A 16,122-nucleotide genomic window follows, 5' to 3' on the forward strand; every position below is an offset into this window, starting at 1 on the left:
GGCGGCTTTGGTATTGCGTTGCTCACCCCTTAACAGGGCGTTATAAGCACTGGCACAGCTCTAAGAATTCAAACGTTCATTCTTTAATCAAACTCTTAATTGGTATATATGCACAATGATGCACCTCTATGTTAAGGAGGTGTATATGCCAAAAATTTATGAGTACTTAGGGATAGTTCTATTTTTTTACAGCAATGAGCATGAGCCGATTCACATCCATGGTAAGTTTCAAGGTAAAGAATCTAAGGCGGAAATTCACCTAAAGAATGGGTGTATAACAAGAGTTGTAGTCAAAGATAAGGGGACTGGGTTAGAGTCTAAGAAGAAGCGAGAGTTTCAAGACTTTGTTCACTGTTATGCGGAAGATATAGTGGATAAGTGGGTAGACTACTTTGTAAAGAAGAAACATGTAAGTCCAATGATAATTACGAAGAAGGTTAAAAATGTCAGAGTTATCGGTGGTTAGAGCAACGCATCTTACTGGTCACATATTAGAAATCGAGTTTAGTGATAGTCATATTTCAATCGTGGACTTCGCACCATTTATTTTTGGTAATGGTCACCCAGACTATGATGTGTATAAAGACGTTTCTCACTTTTTGAAGTTTGACCTACTTGATGGGAATCTAAACTGGGATGATTACACAATGATTTTTCCTATCGGTGATCTGTACCAAAACAAATTGTAATAGTGCTTCTAACAAACTGTTTAAGAGTGATTCGCAACGCGTGGCATTTTTGCTATGCGTTGCGTTTAGTGTTTAAGGTGGTATGCGGGAGCTTTGGTATTGCGTTGCTCACACCTTAACAGGGCGTTATAAAGATTAGGAGACTTTCACGATAAATGGACTTAGTTGTTGAGTTACTAAAAACTGGTGATTACTGGATTGCGATTGTTGTAGTGATCGTAACTATTGCTATAAATGCTCCTAGAGTAACCGAGTACTACTTCTTACTTAGAAAAAATAGAATGGCTCAGATTTTGTCTGCTTTACAAGAACCGAGTGTTTCGGAAGAACTAAAGACTCATTTGAAAAATGAGCTCGATATTGAGTGTTTTAAAGGTATTCATGGTATCCGCGTTAGTCTCCCAATGTTAAAAGCAGTTTATGTACTTAATGAAAGGGTTGGGGCGACGGTCTCTTTCAGACATGTTTTGAAAACAGTCCAACTTTTACCTGATATTTCAGATGTAGAGCTTTTGTCGTACCGGATTAGATTAAATATCCTAGATAAGGTTATTGCTTCTTATAACCTGGTGTTTGGATTGCTCATAGCTGGCTTTGGGTTCATAACATTTTTACTATCGATTTACTCGATTGTTACTGGATTTGAGCCAAGTCTTCTTATTTCTGGTGTTATCTTCCTACCTTTAGGTTTTTACATGCTCAATGATGGTAGTGCCTTGTTTTCTGTGTATCACATCAATAGAGCACTCAATGACTATGAAAAGGCAACTGAGAAAAAATCTTTATAACAAATTGTTCAAGAGTGATTCGGCACGCGTGGCATTTTTACTATGCGTCGGTTTTAGTGGTTAAGGTGGTATGCGGAGGCTTCGGTATTGCGTGCCTCACACCTTAACAAGGCGTTATAAAACTATATGAATTTACGATTACTAAATAAATATGAAGAGGTAACTTACGATAAGTTAGCTCATGTTTGTAAGGAACGAGCCAAAGTTTTTACTAAAGTAAGGTTGGCTGATGTATTCCCTATAAACAACAGCGGGATATCAAAAGGTGAGTTTAGCTATTGTTTAAAGTCTCATTTTGATTTTGTTGTTGTAAACGATGACTATCACCCAATATTTGCAGTTGAGTATGATGGTCGTCAACATAGGACTGAATCACGTCAAATAAAAAATGATCTCCTTAAAAATAGTCTTTGTAAGAGGTTTGAACTCCCGATTCTACGAGCAAATTTTAATTATGTATCGAAAGAGTTTAAAGGTCTTGATTTACTGACTTATTTTATTGAATGTTGGTTTCTGTGTGAAGATTTTCAACAAGCTCAGCTTATGGGTAACATTCCTTATGAGGAAGATTTTGACCCTTGTTTTCTTATATCTACCTCCTCAGATGCGAATTCTAAATTTCCGTATTGGATATCGTTGGAAGCACAACTAGCAATAGAAAAGCTTTATAAGCAAGGTCAAATAAAACAACGAGTTCCATCAGATTGGGTTGGTCTAGATAACAAAGGAAACTATAGGTGTATTACGTGGCTTGAGGTGTCTGATCACGAAGTTATCCACTTGACGACAGGTATGCATGATCAACAATTTAACTGTGTAAGTATTTCAGAAACGATAAAAATGATAAATATTGTTGAATTACATCAGGCGATTAACGATTTTCTAGACAAAAAAATAAAAGCAGTATCAACGGAGCAGTTTAAAATATTGCTTGAACAATTTACATCTCGTTATGAGCCGAGAGGTTCTACTATAGCAGGAAGTATTGTGGCAAAAGTTTTATAACAAACAATTTAAGAGTGATTCCCCACGCTTGGCATTTTTGGTTTGGGTCAAGTTTAGTGTTTATGGCGTCCAAGTTGAGTGTCGTGGTAGCGTGGCTCACACCTTAATTGGGCGTTACATGTACTCTATCGTGAATTGATGCTTTGTTAGCTGTATAATAGTCTTGTTTCTTATAAAAAGAGAAAAGAAAGAATGTCAGACGACGAGTTTGAAAAATTAGAAAACGTTTGGTTAAACGTTGAGCATATCATGCCAAAAGATGATATATCGATTAAAATTAAGAATTGGGAAAACTTGATCCTTCAATTTCGAGACGACGCATTTGAAAAGAAAATAAAGAGTTTTTACGCTGATTTCTCTTATGGTGAATCGGATGTGAAGAAGTCGATTTCAGAGCTAAAGAAATGTTACCACTCGGAATCGCTAGTCCTTGTTTTAGGTGCAGGAGTTTCGCTCGATTATGGGCTTCCATCTTGGGATAAGTTATTACAGAGACTTATTGCAAAGACAATTGATACCGAGGACAGTAAAACTATTTCTGGGTTGTTTAATTTGGTGTTTGGTCCTACGGCATTAATTTCAGCAAGGTACCTTAAGCTGCACTTCGACAAAGAGAAGAATAAAAAAGGTGCTAGGAAATTTCCATTTGAAACAGAAGTACGAAATGCTTTGTATGAAGAGCTTGAAGATAATATGAGCTTAACATATAAATCCATTATAAAACTGTGTGTTTCACCTGGAAAGAGTCCAAGTTTAGACTCAGTGATAACATATAACTATGACGATATTCTTGAAGAGCATTTGAAACAGCTTGATTTAGGGATTAAATATAAATCTGTATATCAAATAGGAATGAACTCTAGAAGTGATGAACTTCCAATATATCATGTTCATGGATATTTACCAAGAAAAGGGAATATAACAGCTAAGAACTCAGTGATATTAAGTGATGATAGTTATCATAAGCAGTATACAGATTTCTATCACTGGAGCAATCTTGTCCAAGTTAACAAGTTTAAAGATTCAAATTGTTTATTTGTTGGACATTCTTTTTCTGATCCAAACCTTCGACGATTGCTTGACTTAGCTAAAGCTCAGCGAGGTAACGACCATATCCAACATTATTTAATTAAAAAGAAATACTCATCAGATGTTATTAAATCTAACATTGAAGAGTTAGCATCAAGAAACCATGAGTTGTCGGCTCTAATTTCTGATGAAAAAAAATTGTTGTCTGTAGTTAGTAGTCTAATAAATATAGTTCATAAATTTGAGCAAGAAGATGCTCACTCTTTTGGTGTTGAGATCATTTGGGTCGATGACTATGGCGATATACCTTCGATAATAGATGGCATATCGGCTTAACATGTAACAATCTGTTTAAGAGTGATTCGCAACGCGTGGCATTTTTACTATGCGTTGCTTTTAGTGTTTAAGGTGGTGTGCGGCGGCATCGGTATTGCGTTGCTCACACCTTAACAGGGCGTTAGTACGGGTTTGACATCAAAGGTCACAAGTTCTGGTGTTTATCTGTTTTGGCGCTCGAATTTACACCTTTCAGTTAGTGCCTTTCATGTTCTATCCGGTGGCACTATATGCGGAGTGTTCGCTTTGGTTTCACCGTTTACGGTTTCTAACTCTTAGCCTATTTCTTTGGTGCTTCTTCATTTTCGTGGTGGCTTTTGAGAGAACCTTGGTTGTAATTGATGCTGTCGTCGGAGTACTAGGACCGAATCCTTTTCTAATTTGAAGCCAGTGAAAGTAGGGCAGTTCAGTGCGTTTTTCTTCTAGCCAACTTTCGTTTTTCAATCGAGTTTAACTTTTGTAGCTGCCCGTCTCACTTCAGTGCTCAAAGCCTTTCATATCATGCTACTTTTCAATATCTTGGAGCGCACAAATAGAAGTAGCGCATGTACTAACAAATTGCTTAAGAGTGATTCGTAACGCGTGGCATTTTTACTATGCGGTGTCTTATGGGATTAAGGCGCTGTGCGGTAGCTTTTGTATTGCGTTACTCACACCTTAGCAAGGCGTTATGTGGTTGGAGAGAAATTATGAATCCATCAGCGGTTCTTGTTCATGTCCCAGATGTAGCGAAAGGGCTTGAATGGTACAAGAAAGCTTTTCCAGAAGCCGTTCCGGTTTACCATCCTGACTTTGATTTCACGGCGCTTGATCTAAATGGTTTCTCACTAGAAATAGTCCAAGCAGACAAAAAGGTTGGTGCTGGTAAAAGTGGCACAGTTGTTTACTGGTCAGTAGATAACTTATGTGTTGCGCTGGCTCATTTTGAAGAACTAGGTGCGTGCCTTTATCGTGGACCAATGGAAATTGAAGATGGTCTTTCAATGTGCCAAGTTGAGGACCCATTTGGAAACTTAATAGGACTACGTGGGAAAACCACATAACAAATTGTTCAAGAGGGATTCGCAACGCGTGGCATTTTTACTATGCGTTGAATTTAGTGATTAAGGTGGTATGCGGCGGCTTTTGTATTGCGTTGCTCACCCCTTAACAGGGCGTTATGTGCTCGGAGCAAAATATGAAAAAACTATCAATCATCACGCTGGGCGTATCAAATATCGAGTCCTCAGCAAAGTTTTATGAAGCGGTGCTTGGGTTAGAGCGTACAGATTATAAATCTGATGAAATTGTATTCATGGATGTTGATGGATCGGAGTTAGCTTTATTTCCTAAACCCGAATTAGCTAAAGATGTTGGTGTTGAACCAGATGGTTCAGGTTTTGCCGGTATTACACTGGCTAGAAATGTCGACTCTTCTCGTGAAGTGCTTAGTCTTCTGAACAAGGCAGAAGCAAATGGTGGGAAAATCGTAAAGCAAGGGCAGCCTGTATTTTGGGGTGGTTTTTCAGGTTACTTCTCTGATCCAGATGGGTACTTGTGGGAGATAGCTGTAGGTTCAGAGCTCTATAAAGCAGAAATGGAGCAACGCACATAACAAATTGTTCAAGAGTGATTCGGCACGCGTGGCATTTTTACTATGCGTTGCGTTTAGTGGTTAAGGTGGTATGCATAAGCTTCGGTATTGCGTGCCTCACACCTTAACAAGGCGTTAGTCGCCAGAAAAAGCTAGCAATCAAAATCATGTTTCTGAGCTTAAAATTTAGCAGCGGTTTGTTTGGTATACAGATTCATCGTCGATGGTCAAAACTCAGTTTCTGCTGTTTTAAGCCCAAAGCTTGGCAAGTGTCCTAGCGATTGTTTTGTTCTTTGGTGCTGACAGAACAGGGCAATCGAGAGTCTGTTTTTGGTTGCAAATCTGCTCGGTGAGTTTGTTGGTTTAAAAGCTCATTTACTTGCTGAAATGACGTTTTCTCTGGTGTTGTAAGTTCCACGTGGTTTCAGTGACTTTGTTGAAAGTCCGCACTGTGAGATTGGTTTTCCAAAAACGCTTGTTGGTGTTGTCAGTCTGTTTTCTACGACGTTGTTTGTTCCAAGTGGTTTCATTGAGTAGGTGCTTTGAAACTACGCCTGACTTGTGTGCATCAAAGCACATAAATTTTATTGTTCGCAAAGTTTAGTTCGGCTTAAAATTGTCGCTCGGTGCCTCGCGACTAACAAACTGTTTAAGAGGGATTCGCAACGCGTGGCATTTTCACTATGCGTTGGTTTAAGTGATTAAGGTGGTATGCGGCGGCATCGGTATTGCATTGCTCACCCCTTAACAGTGCGTTATGTGACCAGAGAAGGAATAACATGGAATACATACCCAAACTATTAGCTAGTAAATTTAAATGGGCTGCTACTTCTTCCTTACTGAAGCTTTGGTTTATATGTGTCTGCTTTGTTTTTTTGATGCCTTTATTGGTACCGATTCTCATGCGTATTAATGGTGATTTGGTATTATTAATGTTGAGTGCCTATTTAGTGTTTCTATTAGGCATATTTTCCGCTAAGTATTACTCTAGAACAGATGTGTTGTTAGGTACTCCGGTTCCTAAAAATAATAAGCTGAATTTTGTATTCCTAGCGGTATTCTATTTTAAGTTAAGTTGTGCTGTTCTCTTGGCTGTTTCCCCACTGTTTTTTGGTGATTAGGTTTTGGGGCAAGTCACATAACAAACTGTTCAAGAGGGATTCGCAACGCGTGGCATTTTCACTGTGCGTTGGTTTAAGTGATTAAGGTGGTGTGCAGTGGCTTCAGTATTGCGTTGCTCACCCCTTAACAGGGCGTTATGTGCTTATAGGAATAATGTATTCATGTCAGCAGAAGATATACTGAACTTAGCGAAGAAAAAGCAGTACGAGAAAGCCTACTTCGTTGGGAAAAAATACCTAGAAAAGAGTCCGAATAACGCCGAAGTAGTTGAGGCGTTGAAAGTTGTCTCTTCAGATCTTAGGTCGAGATGCATGGATTTAGCATATAAAAAGGCAGATAACACTTCAGCCTATTTTAAGGTGGCAAGCTTGTTAGAAAAGATGAATCAACTTACAAATCAAGATCTTTACGGTAATGTGATAATCCCAGATTAATGTACAAAACTGGGCACTCACTATACGGTGATGCATCGTTCAGAAAAGATATGAAAATCACTTAACCGCGCACATAACAAACTGTTTAAGAGTGATTCGCAACGCGTGGCATTTTTACTATGCGTTGGTTTTGGTGTTTAAGGTGGTATGCGGAAGCATCGGTATTGCGTTGCTCACACCTTAACAGGGCGTTAGTTTTTGGACTGAGCCATGAGAATATTTGCATAGCTCAGCTTTAGAGATGGGAAGAGCCTATTTTTTACGACGTTGACCTTTAGCTTTCTTTGGTCTCGTACCATTAGACCACCATGCTGGAATGGTGCTTGGTGACTTACCTAAGATATCTTTTAATATAGCTACTAGGTCGTAAGATACTAAGCCATCTATATGCTCATGTAGGCTAGGGTCAATATTATTTCTGAGCGCGTCTAGGACAAAGTCTATACCATTTGTACGTGCTAGTTTTGCCGCTGGAACGAAGTCACTATCTCCAGCAAAAAGAACAACCTTATCTACGAGCTTTTTCTGTGCAATGCTAGCAATATCGACGCCAAGTTTAATATCTACACCTTTTTGGCGCATACTGTAATAGAAGTCGTCATTTGTGAGTTCTTCAAATTTACGAGTTCCTTTTAAAACATCGTTGAGGGCGCGATCAGAAAGCTTCCATTGTTTATCATGTTTGATTGTACCTAGGCGAAGAGCAAATTTTCTCTGCTTTTTAACTTCAGCTAAAATCTCGTTACGATGAATTGTTTCTGGTTGTTTAGAAAAATCCAAAACTCGATGTTTTGTCTCTCCAGGGTTAACAAGAGGGTAATGAACTTTTATGTCCAACGGTGGCGAGTCATAGTAAAATACACGATACAGGTGTTGATAAGTGCTTACGTTACCGTCGTTGATATGCCGCTTAATGCAGCTGTTCAACACTTGAACAACTTGTTTGGGCGTTAATTCAGGCTCAGAAGGGAAGTAGCGGCGTTTGAAAAAGTTTAGGCGTTCAGGAAGAAAGACGCATCTACTAATACAGCAACTTTTATGTCCATAAAATTATTCGTTTAGTCCAGATACAAAAAAAACCGCGGGTGGGGCAAGGTTGTTAACAAATGAACCAAGCGTAGCCGCGGGTGCTATGTGTTTAATATTAGCTATTTTATCGGTGGTGTCAATAAAAAAACTAACAAACTGTTTAAGAGTGATTCGCAACGCGTGGCATTTTTACTATGCGTTGCGTTTAGTGTTTAAGGTGGTATGCGGGAGCTTCGGTATTGCGCTGCTCACACCTTAACAGGGCGTTAGCAAATTAATTCGCCATCTAACTCACATGGAGGAAAAGTCAGTGGAAACAGATAGAGATTCGATTATCGAATCGCATAGGCTTGCAAGCCCAGGTCTTCGGTATTTAGGACAAATCATTGATGGTGCAATAAGTGCCGCAATATTCATTTTCTTTCTTAGGCTCGGGACCTTAATTGGTTTATCCCAAGACTCATCTGGCTTAATCGCCTTTTCTGCCGCTGCTTTTTATTTCCTACTTTCTGATGGTTTCGCAAAAGGTCAAAGCCTTGGTAAGAAGCTACTAGGTATCTCAGTTATAGATTCAGTTACAGGTAAAAGTTGTAGTTTCCCTCAGTCATTTTTCCGCAATGTTTTGACACCAATAATCGGTATGATTGACGCGATCTTTATTCTAGGTAAAAGAAGACAGAGATTAGGTGACAAACTGGCGAAAACAATCGTTGTAGTAAATTAGCTAACAAACTGTTCAAGAGGGATTCGCAACGCGTGGCATTTTCACTGTGCGTTGGTTTTAGTGTTTTAGGTGGTATGCGGCGGCTCTTGTATTGCGTTGCTCACACCTTAACAGGGCGTTATGGCTCTAGGAGAAATATGTTAGTAGAACATGCTGTAGATTTGGGGGAGTTTGTAACCGAACTCCAAAGTGAGACTGATCGTGGGTTGCCTTTGGTTGGCGCTGCTCTCATTGACGAAAAGCTGTCAAAAACATTGGAGTCATTTTTCGTTGGGGGGAAGTCGACCAAAAATTTACTCTTTGGTGCTAATGCGCCCATTGGGGACTTATCTTCTCGCGTTGAATTATGCCTTTCGCTTGGATTAATAGACCAATTTGAGTATCAAGAGATTCAAATTATTCGCAAAATACGTAATCAGTTTGCCCATCTTCGACATGGACTTACCTTTGACGATGAGAAAATAAAAGGTTTGTGTACTAGCCTCAAATCACCTTTACCTGATGGTATGCCGAAGGAGCGGCAAACACCAAGGTTTCGGCTTATTAACGCGATTGTATGCATCGTTCTAAGGTTGTTTTATCGTCCTGAGTGGGTTGCTAAAGAACAAAGAGTGCCAAAGCAATGGGTTCCAGACTCAACTTGGTACAACACCAATGACACTCCGCCACCAGAGAATGCAGGTTTTGTTGGGTTAGTCAGCAAGTCGCTGTGAGTTGCGCCATAACAAAGCGTTTAAGACGGATTCCCAACGCTTGGCATTACCGGCTTTCTCCAGTTTAAGTGTTTATGTCACAATGGTTTAGGTAGGATGGTAGGCGTTGCTCACCACTTAACGCGGCGTTAGTTCCCCAGAGGAAGCAATCAATCCGTAGGGAATTTTTGTTTCTGGTGGAGTACACGCATAACTCTGATGATATCGCCCTCGACCCAGTAAGAGACAATCATCGAAATCTCAGGAATAATGAGCAATCGTCCGCGGATGCCATCTTTTTGCAGACCCATTAGAGGTTGTTCAAGCAAGTTTTCTACTTTTGCTTCAATGAGGTTGTCAGTTTTTTCTGCCGCATCAGGGTTGAAGTCATAGAGAAACTCGAAGATCTTTTCACGATCATTAAGTGACTCTTCTTCCCATAAAATCATTGCTTACCTCGATTACGGATTCTGGCTTTGCGCTCTTCCATTCGAGACTTAGCAGTTTGGTGTTCAACGAAAACGGATTTTCCTGAGTCAAGCTTCTCAAATGCTAGGTTTACTTGTTCAGTTAGCCATGCATCGTGAGATAATGTCTTTCTTTGTTGTTCAGCGAGTTGCTCAGTAAGTTCACGGCAAGCATCACTTAGAGTTCGACCTTGGCTCTCAGCCATTTGTTGAGCTAAGCGTTTTGTTTCTTCATCAACACGAAATTGAATTCTAGTGTCCATGATGTATTCCTTTGTTGGTGTGTGTACAAATGTTAGCACTAGGCTTTGAGATGGGCAACTAACAAACAATTTAAGAGTGATTCGGCACGCGTGGCATTTTTACTATGCGTTGGTTTTAGTGATTAAGGTGGTATGCGGGAGCATCGTATTGCGTGCCTCACACCTTAATTGGGCGTTATGTGTATTTAGAAGAACAAGGAGAGTTCACATGAAAAATATTGCGATGGGCGTGGTCGTAAGAGATGGAAAAGTTCTTATCCAAAAGCGCTTCAGACGAGGGCAAGGAATGGTATTTGAATTCCCAGGCGGTTCTATTGACCCTGGTGAGTCAGGTAATCAAGCAGCAGTTAGAGAGCTGTGGGAAGAAACGGGACTGCAAGGTTTAAAGCGACTCGGTAGTCATCAAGCTAAAAATGATTTTGGTGGTGAAATTCATTATGTTGTTTTACGTGCGGGTAATGATACTGAGCCTCAGATGATTGATGAAGTTAGGCAGCAAACTTTCTTTTGGCTTGAGCCAAGTGCTATTCCACTTGGTGATTTTTATCGAGCTGATATCGAATTTATAGAGAATCACTTAAGCCAATACACATAACAAACGCTTCAAGACGGATTCGCAACGCGTGGCACTTTTATCATGCGTTGATTTTAGTGATTTAGGTGGAATGAGGAAACATCGTATTGCGTTGCTCACCACTTAAGCGGGCGTTAGCAGTCAAGGATGAATATGAAACAAAACTATCAAGTTCATGAAGACATGTATGTTGAAGCTCGCCAAGCTGGCTGGAAAGGTTAGGGTGGCAACGAGCGAATGTCTAAAGCAGTTTTAGTGGAGCGTTTTCTCGAGCTATTTAAACGACCTGTGCAAGGTAAACTGCTCGAATTAGGTTGCGGTGAAGGACATCATTGCAGAGCCTTCCAGAAGTTGGGCTTTGAGGTGACAGGTATAGATATTTCACCAACCGCAATCGAATGGGCAAAGGAAAAAGCCAGAGCAACAGGAGTCGAGGGTAATTATTATTTAGCGGACCTAACGGTAGCGTCTCTTGAACTTCCAGAGCGTTATGATGTTGTTATTGACGGTAATTGCTTGCATTGCATTATCGGTGCAGATCGAGTCATATTCTTGAGTCATGTTTATCGTTCACTGTCTGAAAACGGGGTGTTTTTTGTCAGTAGCTTGTGCTCTAAAAATGAAATTAGCTATGAAACTTATAGAGATGGCAGTCCATATCGTCATGTTACCTCTGAAAATGATCTAGTTGTTGAACTAGAGAAAGCAGGGTTCCAAGTGCTTCATGTCAGTGTTTATGAGCGTGAAAGTTCAAACCACATAACGGTGTATGCGATAAAAGCATAATTTTGAGCAGAAAAAACTGCTAACAAATTGTTCAAGAGTGATTCGGCACGCGTGGCATTTTTACTATGCGCTGGTTTTAGTGGTTAAGGTGGTATGCGGAGGCTTCGGTATTGCGTGCCTCACACCTTAACAAGGCGTTAGGTGAATTAATGGAATATTACTACACAAATAATGATAGATTGATGCAGCTAAACGACTTAAAAGGACGTTTGACGCTTTTAATTGCTCATCTTCAACTAAACCATAACGATGCCAAGATAATTTCAATATACGAGCGTGCTTTGTTTGACGTAGATGAGCTGATTTGCAATGGTTTTAACCAAAATCAATTGTCGAATGTTAGTGATTCAATCCCAGATCTTTTTAATCGGCACAAAGATTGGGTACCTCCCTTAGAAGTTGGCTCTGATGGTAAGTTGTCTGAGCCGCAATGGTTTTTAGCGCTAGAGAATTATCTTCAACCTGTTCTAAAAAGTGCAAGGAAACTAAAGGAGTTGGGTGCGCGATAATTCACCTAACAAATTGTTCAAGAGGGATTCGCAACGCGTGGCATTTTTACTATGCGTTGGTTTTAGTGTTTAAGGTGGCATGCGGCGGCATCGGCATTGCGTTGCTCACCCCTTAACAAGGCGTTATAATTTTGGAGATTCCTCATGAGGATAAATCACACATGTCCATATTGTATGCAAGAAGCATTTAATAGAAGCGGCATGCAGAGTCTTAGTTTTAGGCTTACGCCTCACATGCTCCATGATAGCGGAGTACACGAAATTAAATGTCCGAGAGGTCATGAATATTCAGTTGTGTTAAATGCTGCAAAATATGAGATTTTATATGACTTAGGTATGAATGCTTTGGGTGACGGTTACACTCGGGAGTCGGTTTCGTCATTTGCTAGTGCTCTGGAGCGCTTTTACGAATTCTTCATAAAGTTTCAAATGGTGAACACTGGCATTACATCAGAACTCGCAGATCAAGCGTGGAAGACCGTTTCAAATCAATCTGAAAGGCAGCTTGGTGCTGTTACCTACCTCTACTTATCATCACTAGGTGAATTACCACCAGAGCTAAGCAGCAATGATCGTGGCTTTAGAAATAAAGTAATTCATAAAGGTTACATTCCATCCGTAGACGAAGCTATCGGGTTTGGAAAGGTTGTTTACAACCATATAATGGCGGTTATATCAGAACTTGAAGTTAAATATGGTCGTCAAAAACTGTATGAGTTTTACTCGAGTCAACTTCCACAAGGTGGTTCTAGTTGGGTTGTCAATGAATCTGCCAAGTCTATGAATCTATCTCAAACATCTGGAGGCACCTCAGTGGTTGATTTTGATACTATGTTGCAGAGGTTTAGTCGATAGAAAATTATAACAAACTGTTTAAGAGTGATTCGCAACGCGTGGCATTTTTACTATGCGTTGGTTTTGGTGTTTAAGGTTGTATGCGGCGGCATTTGTATTGCGTTGCTCACACCTTAACAGGGCGTTATGTGCCACCAGAATTTTGAGGCAATAAATTGAAGTATAAAGACTTGTCGAAAATTGCACTAGATCCATATAGCACTGATAAGAGTATCGATTTACTCAAGCTGCATGGGGTTAGTGCGCCTGATTCTGTGATTGAGCAGTTTTATATTGATCATAATGTCAACAGTCGCTTTTTAGCTCTCTACGGTGATCTATCACTTCTTGATCTAAAGTGGGAGCTAGTTGATTTTGATACGACGAAGTTTTTGCAGATAGGTAGCAATGCTTCATTTCCTGATTTCCTTGAGGAGGTATCTGAAGATGCATCGCATTTCAACGACGTTGGAGAGGCAGTGATTGATTGCCGAGAGGAAGTACTCAATCATTGGAAAAAGCATGGCACTTGGTTAACTCCACCGATATTTCTAGATGCAAATGTTCTTGGTGGTAAATCTGGCATACCTCATTTAGTTGAGGGGCATTCAAGGGTTGGGTGCCTGCTTGGTATTCAAAAATATAAAATCATTCCTTTGGCTGACAGGCACAAAGTGTATTGGGGCTCTATTCGCAAAGGCACATAACAAATTGTTCAAGAGTGATTCGGCACGCGTGGCATTTTTACTATGCGTTGCGTTTGGTGTTTAAGGTGGTATGCGGAAGTATCGGCATTACGTTGCTCACCCCTTAACAGGGCGTTATAGCGCTAGGCGATAGTGTTGCATTGCTCGCAATTTCAATTACCGCCTGTCTCTGGCATAAGATGCGATAAATTAAACTAAAAACATACAGTTTAATTCGTTATTCATTTGAGTGAATATTTGCCTTTTCAAAGTGAAAAGGAGTTACACATGGAGAGTTTGGTTTATACAGGAACAGAGCTTAAGTGGCACGGGCGCGGTACCTTTAACGCGACTTCTGGAATGAAGGGTTATCAATACCCTGAAGACCAGTGTGTTCCAGATAAAGGTCCTGTCCCAGAGGGAAAATACTATATTCCTCTTATATTGGGAGCTTTGGCTGAAGATGATGGTTCTGGCTTTTGTGTGCTTAAACCATCATGGCAGGTTCAAGAAATACCGCGTGGAGAAAGCGCAGGCGAGTGTGATCCTTACTGGGCTAACTGGGGCTATAATCGGGTGCGCTTTGAACCATACGACGAGGTTACCAAAAAAAGATGCAGACCTTCGAGAAGTGGCTTTTACCTTCATGATTCAACTAAAGGATACAGCCATGGCTGTATCGAAGTGGAAGGACGCTTCTTCAATGAACTTAGAGCGTTTATCAAAAAAACAGATGCTCGGAAGCTTATGTTAAGTATCAAATACCAACCGAATGTAAAAACTAATGGTGGAACTTATGTTGGCTAGAATCTGTATTTTATTATTTTGTTGCCTCCCCTTTTTGTCGTTCGCGCAGCAGACTGCAAGTAGCTTCGTTGACTTCGAGAATACACTTTCAAATTGTGTTTCTATTGATACTAGCGATACTTATGACCGTAACAATCTAACTCTAGTAGATATGAAGCTGATACTAGAAAAAAATATAGGTAGCTGTGGGTGCAAATCTGCCATAGCATCTATTACGCTTGAAAGGATGCCTTTTGGTAGTTCAAGCTTTGACTTTGCTTTGAGCAAGTCTCGCATTATATCAGTTCCTTTATTGCTCGATAATACATTGAAAAATGTTAGCAGCATCAAGGGTGCTTTGGCTTGCGGTAATAACTAGCGCAATAACAAAGCATTTAAGAGAGATTCGTAACGCATGGCATTTTTACTATGCGGTGGCTTATGATGATTAAGGCGCCGTGCGGTAGCTTTTGTATTGCGTTACTCACACCTTAGCAAGGCGTTATGTGCTTTGGTGTTCGTGTTGTTTAGATGTGCATGTAAGTCAATTTAAATTAGTAAAAGGCATTACTATGTCCAAAAAGGAATCGGATAAAAGTACAGCACTTAAGTTAGGATTGTTCATGGCTGGCTCGGTATTTGGTGCAGTCTTGTATATCTTTTTTGCAATTCCAGCATCTTGATTGTTCGGGTTACTAGGTGTCGTCGGTTGGGTAGCCACGGTTGGGCTCAAGCTACATGTAGGGATAGAATGTTAGTTGCCATCGTATACGTTATTGTCACACTTCTTATGGTTAAAGTGCTTTTAGAGAAGAGAGTCTCCAAAAGTGTACTTTTTTATTTCGCACTTGAACTCTATTTTGGTGCAGTTGCGGTCGCCTCTTATATCGATTAGCTGTTCTGTGAGCAAAGGTGTTCAGTTTAAGCACGCACATAACAAACTGTTCAAGAGGAATTCGTAACGCGTGGCATTTTTGCTATGCATTGCGTCTAGTGTTTAAGGTGGCATGCGGGAGCACCGGTATTGCATCGCTCAGAGCTTTACAGTGAGTGTGCATGGTTGCATATTGTTGGGATTACTATGATAGGGACTTCAATATGCAAAATATCCAGGACAAAAGAGAGTTTGAGGCTGCGATTCAAGCTTTAGAAGCGCAAGCAGTGAATGTTGGTCTTTGTATGGTGGTAGATGCATAAGCTAGGCAGCTTTACTCGAGACAAATAAAGCGTTTCTCTGAAGAGTTAAAGTTAGAAGTAAAACAAGGAAAAATTAGTTGAGAGGAAGCTGCAAAAAAGGCGAATGAAACTCGAAATGTAATTATGGAGATTGTAAGGGGTAAAAGTACCCCCGTCGGAAACGCATATGCTCAGCGGTTGAAAAGCAAAGGTAGAACGCTAAATGAACTGGTCGCGAAGAAAACAAACGAGATTTATCTTACCAAGCACTTCAACGATCTTACTTTAGAACAAAAGAACAAAGTGTATTCGGAAATCGTAAAGTCATCTGGCAAATCTAATCCAGATGTCAATAGGCTAATGAAAAATATTTCAAGTGCAGGACGCGGTTTGATTGTTTTATCTATCGGTCTTTCTGTGTACACGATTACCTCCTCTGAAAAGAAACTTGAGACAGCTGGCCGCGAGGCTTTAGTTGCAGGTGCTGGTATTGGCGGCGGTATTGCTGGAGGGGCAATAGCAGGTTTAGCTTGTGGTCCGGGAGCTCCAGTATGTGTAAGTGTGGGGGCTTTTATAGGTGGAACATTAGCTGCATTTGGAGTGAGTATTGCGTGGTAGTT

22 protein-coding genes are annotated in these 16,122 nt (G+C 40.3%); 19 read left to right on the forward strand and 3 right to left on the reverse strand.

Annotated features, from left to right (window positions below):
* The first annotated feature begins 145 nt into the window (after window positions 1-145).
* The 9 genes from OH459_RS06890 (at window position 146) to OH459_RS06970 (ending at window position 6,976) form a co-directional block, all read left to right on the forward strand.
* Entirely contained in the window at window positions 146-466 is a 321-nt protein-coding gene (locus OH459_RS06890; RefSeq protein ID WP_269986130.1) for a DUF4160 domain-containing protein, read from the forward strand.
* Entirely contained in the window at window positions 444-689 is a 246-nt protein-coding gene (locus OH459_RS06895; RefSeq protein ID WP_025523863.1) for a DUF2442 domain-containing protein, read from the forward strand. The genes OH459_RS06890 and OH459_RS06895 overlap by 23 nt, the downstream gene beginning before the upstream one ends.
* A 155-nt stretch (window positions 690-844) precedes the next feature.
* On the forward strand, window positions 845-1,477 hold the full coding sequence (locus OH459_RS06905) for a hypothetical protein (protein WP_029790609.1): 633 nt from the start codon (window positions 845-847) through the stop codon (window positions 1,475-1,477).
* Window positions 1,478-1,603: 126 nt separating this feature from the next.
* Window positions 1,604-2,482: a DUF2726 domain-containing protein gene (locus OH459_RS06915; RefSeq protein ID WP_269986140.1), complete on the forward strand. Its 879-nt coding sequence runs from the start codon at window positions 1,604-1,606 to the stop codon at window positions 2,480-2,482.
* Between the two features lie 192 nt (window positions 2,483-2,674).
* Window positions 2,675-3,847, forward strand: coding sequence for an SIR2 family protein (locus OH459_RS06925; RefSeq protein WP_269986141.1), 1,173 nt, complete (start codon window positions 2,675-2,677; stop codon window positions 3,845-3,847).
* Window positions 3,848-4,536: 689 nt separating this feature from the next.
* Window positions 4,537-4,890: a glyoxalase/bleomycin resistance/dioxygenase family protein gene (locus OH459_RS06940; RefSeq protein WP_025527329.1), complete on the forward strand. Its 354-nt coding sequence runs from the start codon at window positions 4,537-4,539 to the stop codon at window positions 4,888-4,890.
* A gap of 134 nt (window positions 4,891-5,024) precedes the next feature.
* A complete protein-coding gene (locus tag OH459_RS06950) occupies window positions 5,025-5,441 on the forward strand; it encodes a VOC family protein (protein ID WP_269986142.1) in 417 nt (138 codons plus the stop codon).
* 758 nt (window positions 5,442-6,199) lie between these two features.
* Window positions 6,200-6,541, forward strand: coding sequence for a hypothetical protein (locus OH459_RS06965; protein ID WP_017191348.1), 342 nt, complete (start codon window positions 6,200-6,202; stop codon window positions 6,539-6,541).
* 162 nt (window positions 6,542-6,703) lie between these two features.
* Entirely contained in the window at window positions 6,704-6,976 is a 273-nt protein-coding gene (locus OH459_RS06970; protein ID WP_269986143.1) for a hypothetical protein, read from the forward strand.
* A gap of 252 nt (window positions 6,977-7,228) precedes the next feature.
* Here the strand turns inward: OH459_RS06970 and OH459_RS06980 are convergent, their stop codons facing one another.
* Entirely contained in the window at window positions 7,229-7,756 is a 528-nt protein-coding gene (locus OH459_RS06980; protein WP_269986144.1) for an NYN domain-containing protein, read from the reverse strand.
* Window positions 7,757-8,315: 559 nt separating this feature from the next.
* Between OH459_RS06980 and OH459_RS06990 the strand changes: the two genes are divergently transcribed.
* Both OH459_RS06990 and OH459_RS06995 read left to right on the forward strand, forming a co-directional pair.
* A complete protein-coding gene (locus OH459_RS06990) occupies window positions 8,316-8,729 on the forward strand; it encodes an RDD family protein (protein ID WP_269986146.1) in 414 nt (137 codons plus the stop codon).
* A gap of 137 nt (window positions 8,730-8,866) precedes the next feature.
* Window positions 8,867-9,442 (forward strand): MltR family transcriptional regulator, encoded by a 576-nt coding sequence (locus OH459_RS06995; RefSeq protein WP_052125117.1) that lies wholly within the window; start codon window positions 8,867-8,869, stop codon window positions 9,440-9,442.
* A 149-nt stretch (window positions 9,443-9,591) separates the two neighbouring features.
* On the opposite strand, the gene OH459_RS07000 is transcribed toward OH459_RS06995, so the two are convergent.
* Both OH459_RS07000 and OH459_RS07005 read right to left on the reverse strand, forming a co-directional pair.
* Window positions 9,592-9,870 carry a type II toxin-antitoxin system RelE/ParE family toxin gene (locus OH459_RS07000; RefSeq protein ID WP_258452043.1) on the reverse strand — a complete coding sequence of 93 codons (279 nt, stop codon included), beginning with the start codon at window positions 9,868-9,870 and terminating at the stop codon, window positions 9,592-9,594.
* Window positions 9,867-10,151 carry a type II toxin-antitoxin system RelB/DinJ family antitoxin gene (locus OH459_RS07005; protein ID WP_158156595.1) on the reverse strand — a complete coding sequence of 95 codons (285 nt, stop codon included), beginning with the start codon at window positions 10,149-10,151 and terminating at the stop codon, window positions 9,867-9,869. Before OH459_RS07005 ends, OH459_RS07000 begins: the two co-directional genes overlap by 4 nt.
* Before the next feature lie 208 nt (window positions 10,152-10,359).
* Here OH459_RS07005 and OH459_RS07015 point away from each other — a divergent pair, with 208 nt between their 5' ends.
* The 8 genes from OH459_RS07015 to OH459_RS07085 all read left to right on the forward strand — a co-directional run bounded on the left by OH459_RS07015 (window position 10,360) and on the right by OH459_RS07085 (window position 16,120).
* The gene (locus OH459_RS07015; protein ID WP_010648800.1) at window positions 10,360-10,746 is read left to right on the forward strand and encodes an NUDIX hydrolase; all 387 of its coding nucleotides are present in this window, start codon (window positions 10,360-10,362) and stop codon (window positions 10,744-10,746) included.
* A gap of 216 nt (window positions 10,747-10,962) precedes the next feature.
* Entirely contained in the window at window positions 10,963-11,511 is a 549-nt protein-coding gene (locus tag OH459_RS07025) for a class I SAM-dependent methyltransferase (protein WP_269986149.1), read from the forward strand.
* A 149-nt stretch (window positions 11,512-11,660) separates the two neighbouring features.
* Window positions 11,661-12,020 carry a hypothetical protein gene (locus OH459_RS07035; RefSeq protein ID WP_269986151.1) on the forward strand — a complete coding sequence of 120 codons (360 nt, stop codon included), beginning with the start codon at window positions 11,661-11,663 and terminating at the stop codon, window positions 12,018-12,020.
* A gap of 174 nt (window positions 12,021-12,194) precedes the next feature.
* The gene (locus OH459_RS07045; RefSeq protein ID WP_269986152.1) at window positions 12,195-12,875 is read left to right on the forward strand and encodes a hypothetical protein; all 681 of its coding nucleotides are present in this window, start codon (window positions 12,195-12,197) and stop codon (window positions 12,873-12,875) included.
* A 155-nt stretch (window positions 12,876-13,030) separates the two neighbouring features.
* Window positions 13,031-13,561 (forward strand): hypothetical protein, encoded by a 531-nt coding sequence (locus tag OH459_RS07055; RefSeq protein ID WP_269986154.1) that lies wholly within the window; start codon window positions 13,031-13,033, stop codon window positions 13,559-13,561.
* Between the two features lie 267 nt (window positions 13,562-13,828).
* Entirely contained in the window at window positions 13,829-14,347 is a 519-nt protein-coding gene (locus tag OH459_RS07065) for a L,D-transpeptidase family protein (RefSeq protein WP_269986157.1), read from the forward strand.
* A complete protein-coding gene (locus OH459_RS07070; protein ID WP_047517102.1) occupies window positions 14,337-14,705 on the forward strand; it encodes a DUF2195 family protein in 369 nt (122 codons plus the stop codon). Before OH459_RS07065 ends, OH459_RS07070 begins: the two co-directional genes overlap by 11 nt.
* Before the next feature lie 995 nt (window positions 14,706-15,700).
* On the forward strand, window positions 15,701-16,120 hold the full coding sequence (locus OH459_RS07085; protein WP_230544371.1) for a hypothetical protein: 420 nt from the start codon (window positions 15,701-15,703) through the stop codon (window positions 16,118-16,120).
* The last annotated feature ends 2 nt before the right edge of the window (window positions 16,121-16,122 follow it).

This window comes from Vibrio sp. MM46 (genome assembly GCF_027587135.1).
GTDB lineage: Bacteria > Pseudomonadota > Gammaproteobacteria > Enterobacterales > Vibrionaceae > Vibrio > Vibrio harveyi.

Excerpts from the sequence above, each read along its gene's own strand:
- OH459_RS06890 (WP_269986130.1), top strand. The coding sequence starts at position 146 with ATGCCAAAAATTTATGAGTACTTAGGGATAGTTCTATTTTTTTACAGC.
- OH459_RS06905 (WP_029790609.1), top strand. The coding sequence starts at position 845 with ATGGACTTAGTTGTTGAGTTACTAAAAACTGGTGATTACTGGATTGCG.
- OH459_RS06970 (WP_269986143.1), top strand. The coding sequence starts at position 6,704 with ATGTCAGCAGAAGATATACTGAACTTAGCGAAGAAAAAGCAGTACGAG.
- OH459_RS06925 (WP_269986141.1), top strand. The coding sequence starts at position 2,675 with ATGTCAGACGACGAGTTTGAAAAATTAGAAAACGTTTGGTTAAACGTT.
- OH459_RS07005 (WP_158156595.1), bottom strand. The coding sequence starts at position 10,151 with ATGGACACTAGAATTCAATTTCGTGTTGATGAAGAAACAAAACGCTTA.
- OH459_RS06915 (WP_269986140.1), top strand. The coding sequence starts at position 1,604 with ATGAATTTACGATTACTAAATAAATATGAAGAGGTAACTTACGATAAG.
- OH459_RS06965 (WP_017191348.1), top strand. The coding sequence starts at position 6,200 with ATGGAATACATACCCAAACTATTAGCTAGTAAATTTAAATGGGCTGCT.
- OH459_RS07065 (WP_269986157.1), top strand. The coding sequence starts at position 13,829 with ATGGAGAGTTTGGTTTATACAGGAACAGAGCTTAAGTGGCACGGGCGC.
- OH459_RS07025 (WP_269986149.1), top strand. The coding sequence starts at position 10,963 with ATGTCTAAAGCAGTTTTAGTGGAGCGTTTTCTCGAGCTATTTAAACGA.
- OH459_RS07015 (WP_010648800.1), top strand. The coding sequence starts at position 10,360 with ATGAAAAATATTGCGATGGGCGTGGTCGTAAGAGATGGAAAAGTTCTT.
- OH459_RS07070 (WP_047517102.1), top strand. The coding sequence starts at position 14,337 with ATGTTGGCTAGAATCTGTATTTTATTATTTTGTTGCCTCCCCTTTTTG.
- OH459_RS07000 (WP_258452043.1), bottom strand. The coding sequence starts at position 9,870 with ATGATTTTATGGGAAGAAGAGTCACTTAATGATCGTGAAAAGATCTTC.
- OH459_RS06895 (WP_025523863.1), top strand. The coding sequence starts at position 444 with ATGTCAGAGTTATCGGTGGTTAGAGCAACGCATCTTACTGGTCACATA.
- OH459_RS07035 (WP_269986151.1), top strand. The coding sequence starts at position 11,661 with ATGGAATATTACTACACAAATAATGATAGATTGATGCAGCTAAACGAC.
- OH459_RS06950 (WP_269986142.1), top strand. The coding sequence starts at position 5,025 with ATGAAAAAACTATCAATCATCACGCTGGGCGTATCAAATATCGAGTCC.
- OH459_RS07045 (WP_269986152.1), top strand. The coding sequence starts at position 12,195 with ATGCAAGAAGCATTTAATAGAAGCGGCATGCAGAGTCTTAGTTTTAGG.
- OH459_RS06995 (WP_052125117.1), top strand. The coding sequence starts at position 8,867 with ATGTTAGTAGAACATGCTGTAGATTTGGGGGAGTTTGTAACCGAACTC.
- OH459_RS06940 (WP_025527329.1), top strand. The coding sequence starts at position 4,537 with ATGAATCCATCAGCGGTTCTTGTTCATGTCCCAGATGTAGCGAAAGGG.